The 22,520-nt window shown below is 73.1% G+C and carries 22 protein-coding genes; 21 read left to right on the top strand and 1 reads right to left on the bottom strand.

Annotated features, from left to right (window positions below; genetic code table 11):
- The first annotated feature begins 51 nt into the window (after window positions 1-51).
- From argS to G6R13_RS01205, 20 genes are all read left to right on the top strand, one after another.
- The gene (gene argS / locus G6R13_RS01300; RefSeq protein ID WP_159833029.1) at window positions 52-1,722 is read left to right on the top strand and encodes an arginine--tRNA ligase; all 1,671 of its coding nucleotides are present in this window, start codon (window positions 52-54) and stop codon (window positions 1,720-1,722) included.
- Window positions 1,723-1,730: 8 nt separating this feature from the next.
- Entirely contained in the window at window positions 1,731-3,203 is a 1,473-nt protein-coding gene (lysA, locus tag G6R13_RS01295) for a diaminopimelate decarboxylase (protein WP_163720904.1), read from the top strand.
- A 171-nt stretch (window positions 3,204-3,374) separates the two neighbouring features.
- Window positions 3,375-4,697, top strand: a complete 1,323-nt coding sequence (locus G6R13_RS01290; protein ID WP_101967154.1) for a homoserine dehydrogenase — start codon at window positions 3,375-3,377, stop codon at window positions 4,695-4,697.
- Between the two features lie 3 nt (window positions 4,698-4,700).
- Window positions 4,701-5,813, top strand: coding sequence for a threonine synthase (gene thrC / locus G6R13_RS01285; RefSeq protein WP_036313078.1), 1,113 nt, complete (start codon window positions 4,701-4,703; stop codon window positions 5,811-5,813).
- A 3-nt stretch (window positions 5,814-5,816) separates the two neighbouring features.
- Window positions 5,817-6,770 carry a homoserine kinase gene (gene thrB / locus G6R13_RS01280; RefSeq protein WP_101967155.1) on the top strand — a complete coding sequence of 318 codons (954 nt, stop codon included), beginning with the start codon at window positions 5,817-5,819 and terminating at the stop codon, window positions 6,768-6,770.
- Between the two features lie 320 nt (window positions 6,771-7,090).
- Window positions 7,091-9,181, top strand: a complete 2,091-nt coding sequence (gene rho, locus G6R13_RS01275; protein WP_163720902.1) for a transcription termination factor Rho — start codon at window positions 7,091-7,093, stop codon at window positions 9,179-9,181.
- 115 nt (window positions 9,182-9,296) lie between these two features.
- Complete coding sequence (gene prfA, locus G6R13_RS01270) at window positions 9,297-10,406, top strand: peptide chain release factor 1 (RefSeq protein ID WP_044659208.1); 1,110 nt, start codon at window positions 9,297-9,299, stop codon at window positions 10,404-10,406.
- The gene (gene prmC / locus G6R13_RS01265) at window positions 10,403-11,305 is read left to right on the top strand and encodes a peptide chain release factor N(5)-glutamine methyltransferase (RefSeq protein ID WP_159833035.1); all 903 of its coding nucleotides are present in this window, start codon (window positions 10,403-10,405) and stop codon (window positions 11,303-11,305) included. Before prfA ends, prmC begins: the two co-directional genes overlap by 4 nt.
- Window positions 11,302-12,033, top strand: coding sequence for an L-threonylcarbamoyladenylate synthase (locus G6R13_RS01260; RefSeq protein ID WP_049161492.1), 732 nt, complete (start codon window positions 11,302-11,304; stop codon window positions 12,031-12,033). The genes prmC and G6R13_RS01260 overlap by 4 nt, the downstream gene beginning before the upstream one ends.
- Before the next feature lie 9 nt (window positions 12,034-12,042).
- Window positions 12,043-13,182: an MraY family glycosyltransferase gene (locus tag G6R13_RS01255; protein WP_159833037.1), complete on the top strand. Its 1,140-nt coding sequence runs from the start codon at window positions 12,043-12,045 to the stop codon at window positions 13,180-13,182.
- Window positions 13,179-13,613, top strand: a complete 435-nt coding sequence (locus G6R13_RS01250; protein WP_101967161.1) for a hypothetical protein — start codon at window positions 13,179-13,181, stop codon at window positions 13,611-13,613. The genes G6R13_RS01255 and G6R13_RS01250 overlap by 4 nt, the downstream gene beginning before the upstream one ends.
- Before the next feature lie 231 nt (window positions 13,614-13,844).
- On the top strand, window positions 13,845-14,645 hold the full coding sequence (atpB, locus tag G6R13_RS01245; RefSeq protein ID WP_002857266.1) for a F0F1 ATP synthase subunit A: 801 nt from the start codon (window positions 13,845-13,847) through the stop codon (window positions 14,643-14,645).
- 150 nt (window positions 14,646-14,795) lie between these two features.
- A complete protein-coding gene (locus G6R13_RS01240; protein WP_002857264.1) occupies window positions 14,796-15,011 on the top strand; it encodes an ATP synthase subunit C in 216 nt (71 codons plus the stop codon).
- An 84-nt stretch (window positions 15,012-15,095) separates the two neighbouring features.
- Complete coding sequence (locus tag G6R13_RS01235; RefSeq protein WP_002857262.1) at window positions 15,096-15,650, top strand: F0F1 ATP synthase subunit B; 555 nt, start codon at window positions 15,096-15,098, stop codon at window positions 15,648-15,650.
- The gene (locus G6R13_RS01230) at window positions 15,647-16,462 is read left to right on the top strand and encodes a F0F1 ATP synthase subunit delta (RefSeq protein WP_159833041.1); all 816 of its coding nucleotides are present in this window, start codon (window positions 15,647-15,649) and stop codon (window positions 16,460-16,462) included. Before G6R13_RS01235 ends, G6R13_RS01230 begins: the two co-directional genes overlap by 4 nt.
- A 90-nt stretch (window positions 16,463-16,552) precedes the next feature.
- Window positions 16,553-18,187: a F0F1 ATP synthase subunit alpha gene (gene atpA, locus G6R13_RS01225; protein WP_036334989.1), complete on the top strand. Its 1,635-nt coding sequence runs from the start codon at window positions 16,553-16,555 to the stop codon at window positions 18,185-18,187.
- 83 nt (window positions 18,188-18,270) lie between these two features.
- Entirely contained in the window at window positions 18,271-19,164 is an 894-nt protein-coding gene (locus tag G6R13_RS01220; RefSeq protein ID WP_049161482.1) for a F0F1 ATP synthase subunit gamma, read from the top strand.
- A gap of 53 nt (window positions 19,165-19,217) precedes the next feature.
- On the top strand, window positions 19,218-20,675 hold the full coding sequence (gene atpD / locus G6R13_RS01215) for a F0F1 ATP synthase subunit beta (protein ID WP_070708778.1): 1,458 nt from the start codon (window positions 19,218-19,220) through the stop codon (window positions 20,673-20,675).
- A 6-nt stretch (window positions 20,676-20,681) separates the two neighbouring features.
- Window positions 20,682-20,957: a F0F1 ATP synthase subunit epsilon gene (locus G6R13_RS01210; protein ID WP_036313044.1), complete on the top strand. Its 276-nt coding sequence runs from the start codon at window positions 20,682-20,684 to the stop codon at window positions 20,955-20,957.
- 34 nt (window positions 20,958-20,991) lie between these two features.
- The gene (locus G6R13_RS01205) at window positions 20,992-21,381 is read left to right on the top strand and encodes a DUF2550 family protein (protein WP_240335698.1); all 390 of its coding nucleotides are present in this window, start codon (window positions 20,992-20,994) and stop codon (window positions 21,379-21,381) included.
- A 14-nt stretch (window positions 21,382-21,395) separates the two neighbouring features.
- On the opposite strand, the gene nucS is transcribed toward G6R13_RS01205, so the two are convergent.
- On the bottom strand, window positions 21,396-22,091 hold the full coding sequence (nucS, locus tag G6R13_RS01200) for an endonuclease NucS (protein WP_002857250.1): 696 nt from the start codon (window positions 22,089-22,091) through the stop codon (window positions 21,396-21,398).
- 52 nt (window positions 22,092-22,143) lie between these two features.
- On the opposite strand from nucS, the gene G6R13_RS01195 reads away from it, so the two are divergent.
- On the top strand, window positions 22,144-22,503 hold the full coding sequence (locus tag G6R13_RS01195; protein ID WP_049145255.1) for a hypothetical protein: 360 nt from the start codon (window positions 22,144-22,146) through the stop codon (window positions 22,501-22,503).
- The last annotated feature ends 17 nt before the right edge of the window (window positions 22,504-22,520 follow it).

Below are 22,520 nucleotides of genomic sequence, written 5' to 3'. Positions count from 1 at the left end.
GGTTCGTTCGCACGCGCACGGGCGCGGCGGCCCTTCCGTAGACTTGCGCGGGTGAAGCCCGAAGACCTCTCCGCCCTGCTGTCCGCTGTCCTCACCGACGCCGTCGATGCCGGTGACCTCCCCGCCGCGCTGCGGGAGGAGATCACCCCCGCGCGCGTGAAGGTGGAGCGACCCCGCAGCCGCGAGCACGGCGACTGGGCCACCAACGTCGCCCTCCAGCTGGGCAAGAAGGCCGGGATGACCCCGCGCGACCTCGCCGGGCTCGTGGCCGAGCGCCTGACCGGGAAGCCGGGCATCGCCGCCGTCGACGTCGCCGGCCCCGGCTTCCTCAACGTCACCCTGGACGCGGCCGCGGCCGGCGCCCTGGCCCGCGAGATCGTCGAGGCCGGCCCGGAGTACGGCCGCAACGACGCCCTGGCCGGGCACACCGTGAACATGGAGTTCGTCTCCGCCAACCCCACCGGCCCGCTGCACATCGGCCACACCCGCTGGGCCGCGCTGGGCGACGCGATCGCCCGCCTGCTGCGCGCCTCGGGCGCGGACGTCACCGCCGAGTACTACGTCAACGACGCCGGCAACCAGATGAACGTGTTCGCCGACTCGGTCCTCGCCCGCCTGCACGGCCGTGACGTCCCCGCGGGCGGCTACCCGGGCGCGTACGTGCAGGAGCTGGCCGACGCCGTCGCCCTCGAGCACCCGGACGTGCGCGAGCTGACGGACGAGGCCGCCCGCCCGGTGGTCCGCGAGGCCGCGTACCGGCTCCAGATGCAGGACATCAAGGACACGCTCGCCGCCTTCGACGTGCACTTCGACGTGTTCACCTCGGAGCAGACGCTCCACGACTCCGGCGCGATCGAACAGGCCGTGCAGCGGCTGCGCGAACAGGGCCACATCGAGGACCGCGAGGGCGCCGTGTGGCTCAAGACCACCGACTTCGGCGACGACAAGGACCGCGTGCTCATCCGCGCCAACGGCGAGCCCACCTACTTCGCCGCCGACGCCGCCTACTACCTCCACAAGCGCGACCGCGGCTTCGAGGAGAAGGTGTACCTGCTCGGCGCCGACCACCACGGCTACGTGAACCGCCTCAAGGCGATCGCCGCCGCCGCCGGCGACGACCCGGCGACGAACATCGAGATCCTCATCGGCCAGCTCATCTCGGTCAACGGCGCGAAGCTCTCCAAGCGCGCCGGCAACATCATCGAGCTCAAGGACCTCGTGGAGTGGCTCGGCCGCGACGCCCTGCGCTACGACCTGGCCCGCTACCCCGCGGACTCGCCCCTGACGATCGACCCCGAGCTGCTGCGCTCCGCCACGAACGACAACCCCGTCTACTACGTGCAGTACGCCCACGCCCGCGCCTCGGGCGCGGCGCGCACCGCGCAGGCCCACGGCGTGGACCGCTCCGAGTTCGACGCCGCCCTGCTCACCCACGCCACCGAGTCGGAGCTGCTGGCCCAGCTGGCGGAGTTCCCGGCCGTCGTCGGCGCGGCGGCGCGCCTGCGCGAGCCGCACCGCGTGGCCCGCCACCTCGAGGTGATCGCCGGGGCCTACCACTCGTGGTACGCCGCCTGCCGCATCGTGCCCATGCCCACCGACGACGGGACGCCGCGTCCCGTCGAGACCCTCAACCGCACCCGCCTGTGGCTCAACGACGCCACCGCCCAGGTGCTGGCCAACGGCCTCGGCCTGCTCGGCGTGACCGCCCCGGAGAAGATGTGAGCGCCCGGATGACGACGCCGCAGCCCGCCCCCGCCTCCCCGCTCGCCCCCGCCTGGCTCCCCGCGCCGGGGGACCCGGACGCGCTCGTGCCCGGCCTGTGGGCCGCCGGCGTGGACCGCGCCGCCGACGGCGAGCTCACCGTCCAGGGCCTGCGCGCGAGCGCGCTCGCCGCGGAGTTCGGCACGCCGCTGCTCGTGGTGGACGAGGACGACTTCCGCGCCCGCGCCCGCGCGTTCCGCGAGGGCTTCGACGCCGCGTTCGCCGACCTGTGCGGGGGAGCGGACGTCTACTACGCCGGCAAGTCCATGCTCACCCTCTCCACCGCCCGCTGGGCGGCCGAGGAGGGCCTGCGCGTGGACACCGCCTCCGGCGGCGAGCTGGCGATCGCGCTGGCCGCCGGCGTCGACCCGGCCCACATCGGCCTGCACGGCAACAACAAGTCGGACGCCGAGCTGCGCACCGCCCTCGAGGCGGGCGTGGGCCGGATCATCGTGGACTCGCTCGACGAGCTCACCCACCTGGCCGCGCTCGCGGCCGAGGCCGGCCGCCGCGCCCCCGTGATGCTCCGGCTGACCCCGGGCGTGCACGCGCACACCCACGACTTCATCGCCACCGCGCACGAGGACCAGAAGTTCGGCCTCTCCCTGGCCCCGGCCTCCACCGACCGGGACGGCAACGTGGCCGGCCGCTCGCCGGCCGCCGTCGCCGTGGCCGCGGCCCTGGCGGCCGAGTCGATCGACCTGCTGGGCGTGCACTGCCACATCGGGTCCCAGATCTTCGAGGCCGAGGGCTTCGGGCTGGCGGCCGGACGCGTGCTCGAGTTCCTCGCCGAGGTCAAGGCTGAGCATGGGGTGGAGCTGGCCGAGCTCGACCTCGGCGGCGGCCACGGCATCGCCTACACGGCCGTGGACGAGCCGCGCCCGGCCGCGGAGATCGCCGACGCCCTCGCCGACGACGTCCAGAAGACCGTCGAGCGCCTCGGCCTGAGGTGCCCGCGGGTCTCGCTCGAGCCGGGGCGGGCCATCTCGGGCCCCGCGGGGCTGACCCTCTACACGGTCGGGGTGACCAAGACCGTGGACGCGGACACCCCCGACGGCGGCACCGCGGCCCGCCGCTACGTCGCCGTGGACGGCGGCATGTCCGACAACCCGCGTCCCGTGCTCTACGACGCCGACTACACCGCCGTCTCCGCGCGCCGCACCTCGGAGGCCGAGCCGGTGCTCTCCCGCGTGGTGGGCAAGCACTGCGAGTCCGGCGACATCCTGGTCCGCGACGTGTACCTGCCGGCCGACCTGGGCCGCGGCGACCTGCTGGCCGTGCCGGCCACGGGCGCGTACACGCACGTGATGTCCTCGAACTACAACGCGCTGGCCCGCCCGGCCGTCGTCGCGGTCTCCGGCGGGCAGGCGCGGGTGATCATCCGTCGCGAGACGCAGGAGGACCTGTTCGCCCGCGAGGCCGATCCGCGCCTCGCCCGCTGAGGACGCGGGCGCGGCGCACCCGGCCGCCGGCCTCGAGCCCGGGTGGGTCCGTCCCGCTCTGCGGACACCGAGTGTCGCGCGGTGGGACGGGCCGGGGCGCCGCGCTAGATTCGAGGCCAGCCGGGCCGCGCGGTCGCGCGGGCCCGACCCCACCCTGGATCACGGAGGACCATGCCCCAGCACACCGACGCCCCCACCGCACTCAAGGTCGCCCTACTGGGCGGCGGGACCGTGGGGTCCCAGACCGCCCGGATCCTCACCGAGGACGCCGACATCCTGCGGGACCGCGTGGGCGCCGACCTCGAGCTCACGGGCATCGCGGTGCGGGACACGGGCGCGACGCGCGACTGGCAGGCGGGCCCGGCGCTCTACACGACCGACGCCGAGGCGCTCGTGGACGGCGCGGACGTCGTCATCGAGCTGATGGGCGGCATCGAGCCGGCCCGCACCCTGATCCTGCGCGCCCTGGCCGCCGGCACGTCCGTGGTGACGGGCAACAAGGCGCTGCTGGCCCAGCACGGCGAGGAGCTGTACGCCGCGGCCGCCGCCACCGGCGCGCAGCTCAGCTTCGAGGCCGCCGTCGCCGGCGCCATCCCGATCCTGCGCCCGCTGCGCGACTCCCTGGGCGGCGACCGCGTCACCCGCGTGATGGGCATCGCCAACGGCACCACCAACTTCATCCTCGACCGGATGGACTCCGAGGGGGCGGACTTCGACGACGCCCTCGCCGAGGCCCAGCGGCTCGGCTACGCCGAGGCCGACCCGACCGCCGACGTCGAGGGCCACGACGCCGCCGCGAAGGCCGCGATCCTGGCGACCATCGCGTTCGGGGCGCCGTACACCCTGGACCAGGTGGCCGTCGCGGGCATCACCGCGATCACGGCCGAGGACAACGCCGCCGCCGCGGAGGCGGGCTACGTCATCAAGCTGCTGGCGATCGCCGAGCGCGGCCGCGCCGCCGACGGCGCCGAGGGCGCGGTCCTGCGCGTGCACCCCACCCTGCTGCCGCGGGAGCACCCGCTGGCCTCCGTGCGCGGGGCGTTCAACGCCGTCTTCGTGGAGGCCGACAACGCCGGCGAGCTCATGTTCTACGGTCCCGGCGCCGGCGGCGCCCCCACCGCCTCCGCGGTGATGGGCGACGTCGTCTCGATCGCCCAGCGCATCGTGCGCGGCGGCCCGGCGCGCCTGCGCACCCCCGTCACCGCCCTGCCCGCCCTGGACCCGGCCGAGGCCCACACCTCCTTCATGGTCGTGCTGCGCGCGGCGGACCAGCCCGGTGTGCTGCGCCGCGTCGCCGGGGTGTTCGAGGAGCACGGCGTCTCCATCGAGACGCTGCGTCAGGTCCCATCTGAGCGCGAGGACGCCCCCGGCGCGTCCCTGCGGCTGATCACCCACCGTGCGCGGCAGCGCGACCTCGACGCCACCGTCGGGGCGCTCGCCGCCCTGGACGTCGTCCACGAGGTCGCGTCCGTCCTCCGAGTCGAAGGGAACTGACCCATGGCCCACCAGTGGCGCGGCGTCGTCCGCGAGTACGCCGACCGCCTGCCCGTCACCGAGGACACGCGCGTGATCACCCTCGGCGAGGGCGGCACCCCGCTCATCCACGCCCCCCACCTCTCCGAGCTGGTGCAGGGCACCGTGCACGTGAAGTTCGAGGGCATGAACCCGACCGGCTCCTTCAAGGACCGCGGCATGACCATGGCGATCACCGCCGCCGTCGCTGACGGCGCGAAGGCCGTCGTCTGCGCGTCCACCGGCAACACGTCCGCCTCGGCGGCGGCCTACGCCGCGCAGGCCGGGATCACGTGCGCCGTGCTCGTGCCCGAGGGGAAGATCTCGATGGGCAAGATGTCCCAGGCCGTGGCCCACGGCGCGGAGATCCTCCAGGTGCAGGGCAACTTCGACGACTGCCTCGAGGTGGCCCGCAAGCTGGCCGAGAACTACCCCGTGTTCCTCGTGAACTCCGTCAACCCGGCCCGCATCGAGGGGCAGAAGACCGGCGCGTTCGAGGTCGTGGACACCCTCGGCGACGCCCCGGACTACCACCTGCTGCCCGTGGGCAACGCGGGCAACATCACCGCGTACTGGAAGGGCTACCGCGAGTACGCCGCCCCCTACGTGAACCCGCACGAGGGCGCCTCGGACGCCGAGCTGCCCGCGGTGGCCACGAAGACCCCCGTGATGTGGGGCTTCCAGGCCGCGGGCGCCGCCCCGATCGTCCAGGGCCACCCCGTGACCGACCCGGACACGATCGCCACCGCCATCCGGATCGGCAACCCGGCCTCGTGGGAGCAGGCCGAGGCCGCCCGCGACGAGTCCGGCGGGATGATCGACTCCGTCACGGACGAGGAGATCCTCGAGGCCCATCGCTGGCTCTCCGCGAAGGAGGGCGTGTTCGTCGAGCCCGCCTCCGCCGCCGGCGTCGCCGGGCTGCTCAAGCACCACGCCGCCGGGAACGTGCCGGCCGGCAAGAGCTGGGTCATCACCGTCACCGGCCACGGCCTCAAGGACCCGCAGTGGGCCCTGCGCGGCGCCGACGGCGCCGACGTGACCCCGCGCTCGGTGCCGTTCGACGTGGTCACCGTCGCCCAGGCCCTCGGCCTGAGCTGAGCCATGGCCGCACCGCAGCCGCTGGCGCCCGGGACCGCCGCGTCCGTCTCCGTCCCCGCCACCTCCGCCAACCTCGGCCCCGGCTTCGACTCGATGGGCCTGGCCCTGGAGCTGCGCGACGAGGTGACGCTCACGGTCGTGGCGGGCCCTGACGTCGCGGAGGTCGAGGGGGAGGGGGAGGCCACCCTGCCGCGGGACGGCGCGCACCTGATCCTGCGCCTGGCGCACGAGCACCTGCGGGACCGCGGGTTCACCGCGCCGGGGCTGCACCTGCGCGCCGTGAACCGGATCCCGCACGCCCGCGGGCTCGGCTCGTCCGCGGCCGCCGTCGTCGCGGCCTACGCCGCGGCCGAGGCCCTGCTGCCGGCCGCCCTGCGCCGGGCGCCCGCGGACCTGCTCGAGGCGGCCACCCGCTTCGAGGGGCACCCGGACAACGTCGCCCCCGCACTCGTGGGTGGGGCCACCGTCTCCTGGATCCGTGACGACGTCCCCGGCCCGGCCACGGCGCGGCTGCGGCTGCACGAGCGCGTGGTGCCGGTGGTCGCGATCCCGGACACCGAGCTGTCCACCCACGTCGCCCGGGGCGTGCTGCCCGCCGAGGTGCCCCACGCCGTGGCGGCTGCCCAGGCCGGCCGTGCCGCGCTGCTCGTCCACGCCCTGGCGGAGGACCCCACGCTGCTGCCGGCCGCCACGCGCGACTGGCTGCACCAGGAGCCGCGCGCCGTGGCCATGCCGGACAGCGCCGCGCTCGTCGCGGGGCTGCGTGAGCGCGGCCATGCCGCCGTCGTCTCCGGCGCGGGCCCCACGGTGCTCGCGCTGTGCGACGGCGTCCAGGCGGCTGAACACGCCGCGGAGGCGGCGCGTGCTCTGACGGCGGACGGGGCGGCCGCCTGGCGCGTGCTGGTGCCGTCCGTGGCCGTGGACGGTGTTAGGGTGGAATCACTCCACCACGGCTGACCCCACCGCCTCGCGCGGCCCGGGTCTCTGGTGCCCGGGCCTGTGACGGCCGGACGCACCGTGCGCCGTCGGCCGGAACCCCGCCGCGATCCATCCCGTGCTGCGCACGGCCGGTGAGCGGGACCCCCTCCGGCTCGGTCGAGTCCGGACGCCTCCGCCCCGTCACGCAGCGACTGCGCACGATCAGGGGAGGCGCCACTGATGAGTTCACACCATGAAACCCGGTTTTCTGGGGCGCCGCTGCGCGGCCCGACCGGATGCACACCGCAGCCCGACGCGCCACGCGCCGCCGGGCCGCATTCGAGGGAGAAGGAACCTTCGTGACCGAATCCACGGAACAGACCACGCCGACGAACGGCGGTGGCCTGGCCTCGCTCAAGCTCGCCCAGCTCCAGGCCCTGGCCTCCCAGCTCGGCATCGCCGGCGGCTCACGCATGCGCAAGGCCGACCTGGTGACCGCGATCTCCGACCACCAGCGCGGCGGCTCCGTGGCGGACCGCGACGCCGCCGAGCGCGCGGCCCAGGCCCCCGCCGTCGAGGCCGCCCCGGCCGCCCCGCCCTCAGAGGACGCCGCCCCGGCCGCCGAGCGCCCGGCCCGCCGCCGCTCGCGCCGCGCCGACGCCGACACCTCCGCTCCGGCCGCCGCCCAGGACGGGCAGCCCCAGGCCGAGGCCCGCGAGGCCCAGACCGAGCAGGCCCCCCGGGAGACCGCCTCGGACCAGGATCGGTCCGGGGGGTCCGAGACCCGCGACGAGGGCGAGGACCGCCCGCAGTCCGAGCGCCGCTCCCGCGGCCGCCGCCGCGCCGGCGACGACGACGCCCAGCAGGGTCAGGACCGTCGCTCCGACGGCGCCAAGGGCGAGGACGGCGCCGACGCGGACCGCCGCGGCGACCGGGAGGACCGTGACGACAACGGGCGCGAGAACGGCCGCGGCCGCAACGGGCGGGACCGCGAGAACGGCCGCGACCGCGAGAACGGCCGCGAGAACAACCGGGACCGTGAGAACGGCCGCGAGAACAACCGGGACCGTGAGAACGGCCGCGACGGCTCGCGCGAGCAGCGCGGCGACAAGTCCGAGGACGGCGGCCGGGGCGACGGCGGACGCGGGGACCGCAGCCGCCGCGACGACCGCGACGACGAGGGCGGCCGCAACCGCCGCAACCGTCGCAACCGCAACGAGCGCGGCCGCAACCGTCGTGGCCGCGGCGGCCCCGAGGTCGACGAGACCGAGCTGACCGAGGACGACGTCCTGCAGCCCGTGGCCGGCATCCTCGACGTGCTGGACAACTACGCGTTCGTCCGCACCTCCGGCTACCTGCCGGGCCCGAACGACGTCTACGTCTCCCTGGCCATGGTGAAGAAGTACGGTCTGCGCAAGGGCGACGCCGTCGTCGGCGCGATCCGCGCCCCGCGCGACGGTGAGAAGCAGCAGCACCACGGCGGCGGCTCCAACCGTCAGAAGTTCAACGCCCTGGTGAAGATCTCCTCGGTCAACGGTCAGCCCGCCGTCGAGCACCCGCAGCGCGTGGAGTTCGGCAAGCTCGTGCCGCTGTACCCGCAGGAGCGCCTGCGCCTGGAGACCGATCCCAAGCTGATCGGCCCCCGCGTGATCGATCTGGTCAGCCCCATCGGCAAGGGCCAGCGCGGCCTCATCGTCTCCCCGCCCAAGGCCGGCAAGACGATGATCCTGCAGTCGATCGCCAACGCGATCAAGACGAACAACCCCGAGGTCCACCTCATGATGGTGCTCGTGGACGAGCGCCCCGAGGAGGTCACCGACATGCAGCGGTCGGTGGACGGCGAGGTCATCGCCTCCACGTTCGACCGCCCGGCGGACGACCACACCACCCTCGCCGAGCTGGCCATCGAGCGTGCCAAGCGCCTCGTGGAGATGGGCCGCGACGTCGTCGTGCTGCTCGACTCCATGACTCGCCTGGGCCGCGCCTACAACCTGGCCGCCCCGGCCTCGGGCCGCATCCTCTCCGGCGGTGTGGACTCCTCGGCGCTGTACCCGCCGAAGAAGTTCTTCGGCGCCGCCCGCAACATCGAGAACGGCGGCTCGCTGACCATCCTGGCCACCGCGCTGGTCGAGACCGGCTCGCGCATGGACGAGGTGATCTTCGAGGAGTTCAAGGGCACCGGCAACATGGAGCTGCGCCTGTCCCGTCACCTCGCGGAGCGCCGCATCTTCCCGGCGGTGGACGTCAACGCGTCCGGCACCCGCCGCGAGGAGGCCCTGCTCTCGCAGGAGGAGGTCAAGATCATGTGGAAGCTGCGCCGGGTGCTCTCCGGCCTCGAGCAGCAGCAGGCCCTCGACCTGCTCACCAACAAGATCAAGGACACCGCGTCCAACGCCGAGTTCCTCATGCTGGTCTCCAAGACCACGCTGGGGTCCAAGGGCGACGACTGACCGTCCCGTCGCACGGCCCCGTCCCGCCCGGGGGAGCTCGTCTCCGCCGGACGGGGCGGGGCCGTCCACGTCGGACAGCCCGGCCCGCTGAGGCCGGAGGAGGAGAGGCACGCACGTGTTCGATTCGGACCAGCGGCGCGAGGCCGTGGATCGGCTCCTGGCGGAGCATCGCGAGCTGACGGCGCGCCTGTCCGACCCGGCGGTGCACCAGGACCCGGCGCTCGCCCGGCGGCTGAACCGGCGGTTCGCCGAGCTCGGCGCCGTGGTGACGGCCCACCGCGCCTGGTCGGCGGCCGCGGAGGAGCTGGCCGACGCGCGGGAGCTGGCCGCGGCCGGCGACGACGACGCGGCGGCCTTCGCGGCCGAGGTGCCCGGTCTGGAGGCGGCCGAGGCGGAGGCCGCCGAACGGCTGCGCCGGCTGCTGATCCCGCGCGACCCCGACGACGCCCGCGACGTGATCCTCGAGATCAAGGGCGGCGAGGGCGGCGAGGAGGCGGCCCTGTTCGCCGGCGACCTGTTGCGCATGTACCTGCGCTACGCCGAGTCCCGGGGCTGGAAGACGGAGGTCCTCTCCGCCACGCACTCCGACCTGGGCGGCTACAAGGACGTCCATGTGGCGGTGCGGGGGAGCGCGGCCGACCCGGCCGACGGCGTCTACGCCCGGCTCAAGTTCGAGGGCGGCGTGCACCGCGTGCAGCGCGTGCCCGTCACCGAGTCCCAGGGCCGCATCCACACCTCCGCCGCCGGCGTGCTCGTGCTGCCCGAGGTGGACGCCCCGGACGAGGTCCACCTCGATCCGAACGACCTCAAGGTGGACGTGTTCCGCTCCTCCGGGCCGGGCGGCCAGTCCGTCAACACGACCGACTCCGCGGTGCGCCTGACGCACCTGCCCACGGGGATCGTCGTCTCCATGCAGAACGAGAAGTCCCAGATCCAGAACCGCGAGGCCGCGCTGCGCGTGCTGCGGTCGCGGCTGCTCGAGCGGCAGCGGGCGGAGCAGGACGCCGAGGACTCCGCGGCGCGCGCCGCGCAGGTGCGCACCATGGACCGCTCGGAACGCATCCGCACCTACAACTTCCCGGAGAACCGGATCGCGGACCACCGCACCGGCTACAAGGCGCACAACCTCGACGCGGTCCTCGACGGCGACCTCGAGGCCGTGATCGCCTCCTGCCTCGCCCTCGACGAGGAGCGGCGGCTCGCCGCGCTGGGCGGGGACGCGTGAGCGCACCGGCCTGGTCCGCGCTGCTGCGCGACGCCGCCGCCCGCCTGGCCGCGGTGGGCATCGACTCGCCGCGCGTGGACGCCGAGCTGCTGCTGGCCCACGTGCTCGGCCTCGACCGCGGCGCGCTGCTGGCCCGGGTGTTCGCCGGGGCCGTGGCCGAGCCCGCGCAGGCGGCGGCGTTCGAGGCGCTCGTCGGACGCCGCGCCGCCCGCGAGCCCGTCCAGCACCTGACCGGCGTCGCGCACTTCCACGGGCTCGACCTGGCGGTCGGCCCGGGCGTCTTCATCCCGCGGCCGGAGACCGAGCTGCTCGTGGAGACCGTCGTGGCCGACCTGGCCGCGCGGCCGGCGGCGGGCGTCGTGGTGGACCTGTGCACCGGCTCCGGCGCGATCGCCGCGGCCGTCGCGGCGTGGGGCGAGGCGCGGGGACGCGCGCTCGCCGTCACCGCCGTCGAGCTCGACCCGACGGCGGCCGACTGGGCCCGGCGGAACCTCGCCCCGCGCGGGATCGACCTGCGACAAGGCGATGCCCTTGTCGCATGCCCCGACCTCGAGGGCCGCGTGGACGTCGTCGTGAGCAACCCGCCCTATGTGCCCGAGGCCGAGGTGCCCGCCCAGCCCGAGGCCCGACTGGACCCGGCGCGGGCGCTCTACGGCGGGGACGCGCCCGGGCTGCGGGTCCCGCGGGCCATCGCGCACCGGGCGGCGGACCTGCTCGCCCCGGGCGGCCTCTTCGCCATGGAGCACCACGAGACGCAGGGCCCGGCGCTCCTGGCCACCCTCGGCGCGGACCCCCGGTTCACGGGCGTCCGCGTGCACCCGGACCTCACCGGACGAGACCGGTTCCTGACGGCGCGCCGGTCCTGCGACGCCGCGGCGGGCGCGGAGGTGGAAGAATGACCGACGTGAGTGACTTCATCGACGTCTCGGATCCGGCCGCCCTCGAGAATGCCGTGGCCCGCGCCCGCGAGGTCCTCGCGGACCGCGGCTGCGTGGTCCTGCCCACGGACACCGTCTACGGCATCGGAGCGGACGCGTTCTCCCCGCTGGCCGTGGCCGTGCTGCTGGCCGCCAAGGGCCGCAGCCGCACCATGCCGCCGCCCGTGCTCATCGCGGACCGCCGCGTCATGGCGGGCCTCGCGTACGACGTGCCGGAGGAGGCCGAGGCCCTCGCCGAGCGCTTCTGGCCCGGCGCCCTCACGCTCATCCTCAAGTCCCAGCCCACGCTGACCTGGGACCTCGGCGAGACCCGCGGCACCGTCGCCCTGCGCGTGCCGGACGACGCGGTGGCCCGCGAGCTGCTCTACGCCGTCGGCCCCATGGCCGTCTCCAGTGCGAACCGCACCGGCATGGACGCCGCCACCACCGCCGACGCCGCCCGCTCGATGCTGGGGGAGTCCGTGGCCCTCTACCTCGACGCCGGCCCCCGCGAGAGCCGGGATCCCTCGACGATCGTGGACTGCACCGTCACCCCGTTCCGGGTGGCCCGGCAGGGCTCCGTGCCCCTGGAAGAGCTGCGCGCGGTGGTGCCGGACCTGCTCGCCGAGGGCGAGGAGCCGCCGGTCGCCGCCGAGCGGATCGCGGCCGACGACGCCGCCGCGGCGCGCCCCGCCGACCGGGAGGCCTGACCGGCCCCCATGCGCGCGTATCTCGTCCTGGTCGTGGTCACGGCCGTCGCCTGCGGGGCCCTGACGCCCCTCATGCGCCGGCTGGGGCTGCGCGCGCGCGTGTTCACCCCGCTGCGCCAGCGAGACGTGCACCGGCACCCCGTGCCGAAGCTGGGCGGCGTGGCCATGGCCGCGGCCGTGCTGGTGGGATTCGCCGTCGGGGGAGTCGTGCCGTTCCTCCAGGGGATCTACGCGGACGACGCCGCGATGCGCGGGCTCCTGGTCGCCGTCGCCGTCGTGCTCATCGTGGGCATCGCCGACGACATGTGGGACCTGCGCTGGTGGGTGAAGATGGCCGGCCAGGTGCTGGCCGGGCTCGCGGTGGCCCTGGGCGGGATCCGCATCGAGGCGATGCCGGTGGGCTGGATCCCGGTGGGGAACGAGACCACGCAGGTCATCCTCACGGTGTTCGCCGTGGTGCTGACGATGAACGCGATCAACTTCGTGGACGGTCTGGACGGCCTGGCGGCGGGCGTCGCGCTGATCGGCGGCTCGGCCTTCTTCGTCTACTCGTATCTGCTGACGCGGACCATCAACCAGTTCGACTACGCCAACCTCGCCACCCTGCTCATGGCCCTGCTCGTCGGCGCGTGCGTGGGCTTCCTGCCGTGGAACCTGGCCCCGGCCCGCATCTTCATGGGCGAGGTGGGGGCCATGCTCATCGGCCTGCTGATGGCCGCGGCCGCGGTCGCCGTGACCGCGGACGTGAACGCCCTGGACGGGATGCGCTTCCGCAACGTCCCCGCCTACATGCCGATCCTGCTGCCCGTCGCCGTCCTCGCACTGCCGCTCGCGGACCTCGCCCTGGCCGTGCTGCGGCGGACGGCCAAGGGCACCAGCCCCTTCTCGGCGGACCGCGGGCACCTGCACCACAAGCTCGTGGACGGCGGCTACACCCAGGCGCAGGCCGTCGCGCTGCTCTGGCTCTGGGCGTTCCTCGTGGCCTGGGGCGCGGTGTCCCTGAACTTCGTGGACCACAGGATCGTCCTGCCCGTGCTCGCCGTGGCCCTGGCCGGAGCCGGCTACCTCACCCTGCATCCGCTCGTGGAGCGCCGTCGCGCGGTCCGGAACGACGCCGCGGCCCACCCGGACGAGCGGGGGGACGCGTGACCGGGGCGGGAGGTCGCCGACGCCGGCGCCGCTGGGAGAACCGCCGTGGCTGGTGGGGGATCCTCGGGTGGTCCCTGGCCGCGGCGGGGGCTGCCCTGGCGATCACGTGCGCCGCGTGGCTGCTCTCCGCCGGCGGTGAGGCAGCCGGGAGCGCCCTGTTGGGCGGCGGCGCGGTGCTCGCGCTCTCGGCGCTCACCGGGGTGACGACGGCACTCGTCTGGGACCGGGCGCGCGAGGCGGCGCTGCCGGTCAGCGTGGGGCTGTTCGTGCTCAAGATCGCGGTGTTCGCGGTGCTGCTGGGGGCCCTGCCCCGCCCCGACTGGGTCCGGCCGGACGCGGCGGCGATCTCCGCCCTCGTGACGATCCTCGTCTGGCAGACCGCGGAGGTCCTCGTCTTCGCCCGGACCCGCCGCGGGATCTACGCCGATTGACCCGCCCGAGGGGCGAAGACACGGAGCCGCGGGCCATGTCGTGGGCCCCGTCTGCGGTACGGAGCACGGGTCACCGTTTGGTATCGTTGGCGGCGAACACTTCGACGGCGCCCATCTGCCGCCATCCGTGTCTCGCATCGCACCGGTACCCCCGCAATGTCGCGGCGCCCGCCTGTGGTCCGGGGACGAGGCTGCGGTCCCGTCGACTGCATCACTTCGGAGAGGAACCGCGTGCTGACCCTCGTGCTGGCCAACGCATCATTCGTGCCCCCCACCATCTCTGATGGTCACCTCCCGGAGATCTTCCCCTGGGGTGCGGAGTACGGCACTGGCTTCGGCAAGCAGATGCTGCTCGTCCTGCTCTCCGTGGTGCTCATCACCGCCTTCTTCGCGTGGGCCATGCGCCGTCCCCGGCTCGTGCCCGGCAAGGCCCAGTGGCTCGCCGAGTCCGGCTACTCCTTCGTCCGGAACGACATCGCGAAGGACATCCTGGGCGAGAAGAACTTCAAGCAGTGGGTCCCGCTGCTCTTCGCCATCTTCTTCTTCGTGCTGCTGAACAACCTGTTCGGCGCCATCCCGGTGCTGCAGCTGCCGACCTTCTCCCACGCGGGCGCCGCCTACGGCCTGGCCCTCATCGTCTACGCGATCTGGATCGGCGTCGGCATCAAGCGCCACGGCGTGCGCTACCTGAAGCTGGCCGTCGTGCCCTCCGGTGTGCCCGGCTGGATCCTGCCGCTGCTCGTGCCGCTGGAGATCATCTCCAACTTCATCGTGCGCCCCCTGACCCACTCCCTGCGTCTGATGGCCACCATGCTCTCCGGCCACATGATCGTGATGCTCGCCGGCGCCGGCGCCGCCTACCTGATCACGCAGACCGGCAGCCTGGCCCTGCAGGGCACCGGCATCCTGGTCATCCTCGGCTCGGTGGCCCTGTACTTCCTCGAGCTGCTGATCATGTACCTGCAGGCCTTCGTCTTCACGCTGCTGACCGCGATCTACATCCAGGGCGCGATCGACGCGAACGACCACTGATCTTCCGGGGCCGCCTCGGGCACGACCCAGGCGGCCGCGGTACGGCGGGAGAGCCCGCCACCAGTCTTCCCGGCCCTCCGCAGGAGGACCACCCGGGAGGCCGACCCTCCACAACCCGGCCGGACACCTCGGCCTCGTGAAAGGAACACCATGGAACTGCACGGTTCGCTCAACATGATCGGCTACGGCCTCGCCGCCATCGGCTCCGCCATCGGCGTGGGCCTGATCTTCGCCGCCTACATCAACGGCGTCGCCCGTCAGCCGGAGGCCCAGCGCATCCTGCAGCCGATCGCCCTCCTGGGCTTCGCGCTCGCCGAGGCCCTCGCCATCCTGGGCCTCGTCTTCGCCTTCGTCATCGGCGCCTGACGCGCCGCGTCCACGGAGCGCCCGCACGGTGAGACCGTCGGTGCTCCCTCTCCACAGGACTCTTGACCGAAGGATGGTTGAAACATGATCAGCAACGGACTGATCCTCGCGGCGGCTGAGGGGGCCAACCCCCTGATCCCCAACCCGTGGGAGATCCTCGTCGTCGTGGTGGGCTTCGCCCTGCTCATGTTCATCGTCATCAAGTTCATCGTCCCGACCCTCGAGAAGTCCTACCAGGACCGTGTCGAGGCGATCGAGGGCGGTCTGGCCAAGGCTGAGAAGGCCCAGGCCGAGGCGAACGCGATGATGGCGGACTACGAGTCGCAGCTGGCGGACGCCCGCACCGAGGCGAACCGCATCCGCGAGGATGCCCGCACCGAGGCCGCCGAGATCGTGGCCGAGGCGCGCGAGCGCGCGACCGCCGAGGCGACGCGCATCTCCGAGCAGGCGCAGGCGCAGATCGCCGCCGAGCGTCAGCAGGCCGCCGCGCAGCTCAAGGGCGAGGTCGGCTCGCTGGCCACGACCCTGGCCGGCAAGATCGTGGGCGAGTCCCTCGAGGACGACGCCCGCTCGCAGCGCGTGGTCGACCGCTTCCTGGCTGACCTGGACCGTCACCAGAGCGCAGGTGTCGCCGAATGATGACGGGCGCATCGAGGGACTCCCTGGCCGCCTCCCTGGAGGCCGTCGGTCCGGTGCTGGACGAGGGCGGCGTGGCCCTGGCACGCGAGCTGTTCGGCGCGCTGGACGTGGTGGACGAGCACGGCGCCCTGCGCCGCGCCCTGACCGACCCCGCCTGGACCACCGAGCGCCGTCACGGCCTCGTCGACTCGCTGTTCGGCGCCCGGGTGACCCCCGGTGCACTGCAGGTCCTCAAGGACCTGGCCGGCCGCCGCTGGTCGGCGGAGCGCGATCTCGGGGACGCCCTCGAGACGGTGGCCGCGCACGCGGCCGCCGCGGAGGCCGCACGCGGCGGACACGCGGGCCTGGCCGCCCTCTCGGGCGAGCTGCTGGCCTTCAACCGCACGGTGGAGGACTCGCACGAGGTGCAGCGGGCGCTCACCGATCAGCACGCACCCCTCGAGGCGCGGGCCGCTCTGGCCGGTCGTCTCCTGGGCGAGTCGGCCAGCCCGGCCGGCCGACTGCTGGTCGAGCGCGCCGTCGCGGCCCCGCGCGGCCTGAAGCCGTCCGCCGCCGTCCGCAAGGCCGCGGACGTCGTCGCCGAGCGGCAGCGCCAGTGGATCGCCGAGGTGACCGTGGCCCGGCCGCTCGAGGCCGAGCAGCAGGAGCGGCTGGCCTTGGGCCTGCGCCGCGCCTTCGGTCGCGATCTCGTCATGGACGTGACGGTGGACCCCCACGTGGTGGGTGGCATCCGCGTCCAGGTCGGCGACGACGTCGTCGACGGGTCCATGGCCTCGCGCCTCCACGACCTCCAGCGGCGGATGGCCGGCTGAGGCCGGCTCCCGCCCGCATCCGGAACACCCACGAACGTAAGCATCATCGTCACGTCGATGATCACCAAGCACAGAGAGCAGGGACTGCAGATGGCCGAATTGACCATCAACGCTGACGATGTCCGCAATGCCTTGAACGATTTCGCGGCATCGTACGAACCGTCGGGCACCGATCGCACCGAGGTCGGCCGTGTCATCTCCGCGGCGGACGGCATCGCTCGTGTGGAGGGTCTGCCCTCCGTCATGGCGAACGAGCTGCTGCGCTTCGAGAACGGCATCCAGGGCCTGGCCCAGAACCTCGACACCCGCGAGATCGGTGTCGTCGTCCTCGGCGAGTTCCAGGAGATCCGCGAGGGCATGGAGGTGCAGCGCACCGGCGAGATCCTCTCCGTCCCGGTGGGCGACGCCTTCCTGGGCCGCGTGGTGGACCCGCTGGGCCAGCCCATCGACGACCTGGGCCCGATCGAGGCCGAGGGCCGCCGTGCCCTCGAGCTGCAGGCGCCGACCGTGACCGAGCGCAAGTCGGTCCACGAGCCGCTGCAGACCGGCATGAAGGCCATCGACGCCATGATCCCGATCGGCCGTGGCCAGCGTCAGCTGATCATCGGTGACCGCCAGACCGGCAAGACCGCGATCGCCGTCGACACGATCCTCAACCAGAAGGCCAACTGGGAGTCGGGCGACGTCGAGAAGCAGGTCCGCTGCGTCTACGTGGCCGTGGGCCAGAAGGCCTCCACCATCGCCGGCGTCCGCGCCACGCTGGAGGAGCACGGCGCCCTGGAGTACACCACCATCGTGGCCTCCCCGGCGTCCGACCCGGCCGGCTTCAAGTACCTCGCCCCCTACGCCGGCTCGGCCATCGGCCAGCACTGGATGTACGGCGGCAAGCACGTGCTGATCATCTTCGACGACCTGTCGAAGCAGGCCGAGGCCTACCGTGCCGTCTCCCTGCTGCTGCGCCGCCCGCCGGGCCGCGAGGCCTACCCGGGCGACGTCTTCTACCTGCACTCCCGGCTCCTCGAGCGCTGCGCCAAGCTCTCGGACGAGATGGGCGCGGGCTCCATGACCGGCCTGCCGATCATCGAGACCAAGGCGAACGACGTGTCGGCCTACATCCCGACCAACGTCATCTCCATCACCGACGGCCAGATCTTCCTGCAGTCGGACCTGTTCAACGCCAACCAGCGTCCCGCCGTGGACGTGGGCATCTCGGTGTCCCGCGTGGGCGGCGCCGCCCAGGTCAAGGCCATGAAGAAGGTCTCCGGCACGCTGAAGCTGGACCTGGCGCAGTACCGCGACCAGCAGGCGTTCTCCATGTTCGCCTCGGACCTGGACCCGGCCACCCGCCGCCAGCTCGCCCGCGGTGAGCGCCTCATGGAGCTGCTCAAGCAGCCGCAGTACTCGCCCTACCCGGTCGAGGAGCAGGTCGTGTCCATCTGGGCCGGCTCCAAGGGCCACCTCGACGAGGTGCCGGTGCAGGACGTGCTGCGCTTCGAGCGCGAGTTCATCGACCACCTGCGTCGCCACACCTCCGTCCTGACCGACATCGCCTCCACCGGCAAGCTCGAGGACGGCACCGTGTCCGCGCTCGAGTCGGCCGTCGCCGAGTTCTCCAAGGGCTTCCAGTCCTCCGAGGACGGCGGCGTGCAGGCCGGCCACGAGGAGCACCGCGCGATCGAGCAGGACCAGGTCGCGCAGGAGCAGATCACCAAGCAGAAGCGCTGACCGCCGGTCGGTGAGGGAGCGGTCCGGCGTCGGACCCCACGGGGACGACGCCGGGCCGCCCTCCCGCCAGGGAAAGGACCACCATGGGAGCCCAGATCCGGGTCTACCGTCAGAAGATCGCGTCGACGTCGTCGATGAAGAAGATCTTCAAGGCGATGGAGCTGATCGCCACGTCCCGCATCACCAAGGCACGTGAGCGCGTCAGCGCGTCGCTGCCCTACGCGAACGCGATCACCCGCGCCGTCTCGGCCGTGTCGAGCCAGCACGACATCGATCATGTCCTCACCACGGAGCCCGAGAACCCGACCCGGGCGGCCGTGCTCATCATGTCCTCGGATCGCGGCCTCGCCGGCGCGTACTCCGCGAACGTGCTGCGCAAGGCCGAGCAGCTCCTCACCCGCCTCGGCGAGGAGGGCAAGGACGTGGACGTGTACGTCGTCGGCCGCAAGGCGCAGACGTACTTCGACTTCCGCGGCCGCGACTACAAGCAGCTGTGGACCGGCCAGACGGACGCCCCCGTCGCCGAGCGCGCCTCCGAGATCGGCGAGGTGCTCGTGGACGCGTTCCTCACGGACACGGCAGACGGCGGCGTGGACGAGATCCACGTCGTGTTCACCGAGTTCGTCTCGCTCGTGAAGCAGAACCCCCACGTGGTGCGCCTGCTGCCCCTCGAGGTCGTCGAGGAGGAGGCCGCCACCGCCGAGGAGGTGCTGCCGCTCTACGAGTACGAGCCGGACGCGGAGGAGGTCCTCGACGCGCTGCTGCCCAAGTACATCGAGTCGCGCATCTTCAACGCGATGCTGCAGTCGGCGGCCTCGGAGCTCGCCAACCGTCAGCGCGCCATGAAGTCGGCGGGCGACAACGCCACGAGCCTCATCAAGGACTACACGCTCCTGATGAACAACGCCCGTCAGGCCGAGATCACCCAGGAGCTCACCGAGCTCATCGCGGGCGCGGACGCGCTCAACAACTCCTGAGCCCGTTCGGGACTCACCAGACTCGCCATCCACACACGATAGAAGTGAGAGAGATGACTGCCACCATCACTGACCAGGGCACCGGGACCCCCACCGGCGGTGCCACCGGACGCGTGTCCCGCGTCATCGGCCCCGTGATCGACGCCGAGTTCCCGGCCAACGCGATGCCGGAGATCTACAACGCGCTGACCACTGAGATCGACCTCAACGGCCAGCGCCGCACGGTCACCTTCGAGGTCGCCCAGCACCTCGGCGACAACATGGTCCGCGCCATCTCCCTGCAGTCCACCGACGGCCTGGTGCGCGGCACCGACGTCGTGGACACCGGCGCCCCCATCTCGGTGCCGGTCGGTGACGCCGTGAAGGGCCACATCTTCAACGTGCTCGGCGAGACCCTGGACATGCCGACCTCGCAGCTGCAGGCCGAGGACCGCTGGCCGATCCACCGCCCGGCCCCGAACTTCGCCTCCCTCGAGGGCTCCACCGAGATGCTGGAGACCGGCATCAAGGTCATCGACCTGCTGACCCCCTACATCAAGGGCGGCAAGATCGGCCTGTTCGGCGGCGCCGGCGTGGGCAAGACCGTGCTCATCCAGGAGATGATCACCCGTGTGGCCCGCAACTTCGGCGGCACCTCCGTGTTCGCCGGCGTCGGCGAGCGCACCCGTGAGGGCAACGACCTCTGGGTCGAGATGGAGGAGGCGGACGTCCTCAAGGACACCGCCCTCGTGTTCGGCCAGATGGACGAGCCGCCGGGCACGCGTCTGCGCGTGGCCCTGTCCGCGCTGACCATGGCGGAGTACTTCCGCGATGTGCAGAACCAGGACGTGCTGCTGTTCATCGACAACATCTTCCGCTTCTCGCAGGCCGGTTCCGAGGTCTCCACGCTGCTGGGCCGCATGCCCTCCGCCGTGGGCTACCAGCCGAACCTGGCGGACGAGATGGGCGTGCTCCAGGAGCGCATCACCTCGACCCGCGGCCACTCCATCACCTCGATGCAGGCCGTGTACGTCCCCGCGGACGACTACACCGACCCGGCCCCGGCCAACGTGTTCGCGCACCTGGACGCGACCACCAACCTGACCCGCGACCTCGCGTCCCGTGGCCTGTACCCGGCCGTGGACCCGCTGGCCTCGACCTCGCGCATCCTCGACCCGCAGTACGTGGGCCAGGACCACTACGACGTGGCCATCCGCGTGAAGCAGATCCTGCAGAAGAACAAGGAGCTGCAGGACATCATCGCGATCCTCGGTGTGGATGAGCTCTCCGAGGAGGACAAGATCACCGTGGGCCGCGCCCGCAAGATCGAGCAGTTCCTCTCGCAGAACACCTACACCGCCAAGCAGTTCACCGGCGTCGAGGGCTCCACCGTGCCGGTCAAGGACACCGTCGAGGGCTTCAAGGCCATCGCCGACGGCGACCTGGACCACGTCGCGGAGCAGGCCTTCTACAACGTGGGCGGCCTGGACGACGTCGAGCGCGAGTGGGCCAAGATCCAGGCCGAGGGCTGATCGATCATGGCTGAGCTCAACGTCGAGATCGTCTCCGAGGAGCGGTCCATCTGGTCGGGCGCCGCGTCGGCCGTGTCGGCGCGCACCGTCAACGGTGAGATCGGCATCCTCCCGGGCCACACCCCGATGCTGGCCGTCCTCGGCGACGGCGAGGTCGTGGTGCGGACCACGGACGGCGGAACCGTCACCGCACAGGCCCGCGGCGGCTTCTTCTCCGTGGACCACGACCGTGTCGTGATCGCTGCGACGTCCGCCCGGCTGGGCGACGCCGCGGCGGCCTGACGCGGCGCGGCAGGACCTGACGGTGGAGGGCCCGGTGCTCATCGCCTCGGCGACCGTGGTGGCAGTCATCGTGCTGTCGGCACTCGCCCTGGTGATGCGGCGCCGGGCCCTCGCCCGTGTCACGGCCGCCTTCCCTGCGGTCCTGGAGCGGGAGGGCCCGGGGCGTGAGCGTGTGATCGGCGTGTACGACGAGTCCTGCCTGCGCCTCACCGGGGGCTGGCGCCTCTCGCGGGAGCGCTGGAGCGCGGACCGGAGCCGCCTGCAGATCGACCGCCTCCCGGCGGACGAGGCCGGCCGGGCCGTCCTGGAGCTGAGCGCCGGCACACGTCCGGTGCGCGTCGTCGTCGACCCCGACGACGCCGGCGCCCTGCGCGCCTGGAGCGAGGCGGGGCCGTCCGCGGCGTCGTCCTTCTGGCGCCGCTGAGCCCGCCCGGCGCCTCAGAACAGGCGGGACTCGGCGTCGTCCACGCCGCGCATCGCGTCGTAGTCGAGGGTGACGCAGCGGATGCCGCGGTCCTCGGCGAGGGTGCGGGCCTGGGGCTTGATCTGCTGGGCCGCGAACACGCCGCGCACGGGCGCCAGGAGCGGGTCCCGGTTCATCAGCTCGAGGTAGCGGGTGAGCTGCTCGACCCCGTCGATGTCCCCACGGCGCTTGAGCTCGACCGCCACGGTGCCGCCGTCGGCGTCGCGGGCCAGGATGTCCACGGGGCCGATCGCCGTCATGTACTCGCGGCGCACGAGGGTGTGGCCGTCGCCGAGCAGGCTGATCTGCTCGGCCAGCAGACGCTGCAGATCCGCCTCCACGCCGTCCTTGACGAGGCCGGGGTCCACGCCGAGCTCGTGGGAGTCGTCCGCCAGGACCTCCTCGATGAGCACGATGAGCCGGTCGTCGGACTTCTTGGCCTGCACGCGCCAGACCTGCGTCACCCCCTGGTCGGCCTGGTCGGGGGAGGGCTCCTCCACGTGCAGGGTCGCGGGCGGCGACATCCAGTTGAGGGGCTTGTAGGAGCCGCCGTCGGAGTGCACCAGCACCGAGCCGTCCGCCTTCACCATGAGCAGGCGGGTGGCGGTGGGCAGGTGGGCGTTCAGGCGGCCCTCATAGGTCACGGAGCAGCGGGCAATGACGAGTCGCACCGGTCCATCCTAGGCGGACCGCGCCCACCGGCTCTTGTGCCAGCATGGAGGCATGCCCCGTTCGAACCGCCCCCGCCGCTCGTCCGCGCCTCGGCGGAGCGAGCGCGGGGCCTCCGGCGCCTCCCGGCGGTCCCGGCCGTCGCCGGGGCGCGCCGACCCGCTCGAGGAGCTCCTCGGCCTGGACGCGGGCTACTCGCGCCAGTCCGGGTCCGACGGCGGATGGCACGTCCGGCAGATCCCCGCGTGGCGCGCGGTGAAGGACTACACGTGCCCCGGCTGCGGTCGGGTGATCCGGCAGGGCCAGGCGCACCTCGTGGCCTGGCGCGCCGACTGGATCATGGGGGACGAGGACGCGGGCGCCGACCGGCGGCACTGGCACCCGGTGTGCTGGCGCACCCGACCGAGCCGCTGACCGCGACGGCCCGGGCC

This window comes from Micrococcus sp. Alg238-R198 (genome assembly GCF_900537135.1).
GTDB classification, from domain to species: domain Bacteria; phylum Actinomycetota; class Actinomycetes; order Actinomycetales; family Micrococcaceae; genus Micrococcus; species Micrococcus luteus.
This window is presented reverse-complemented; position numbering and strand designations above follow the sequence as displayed.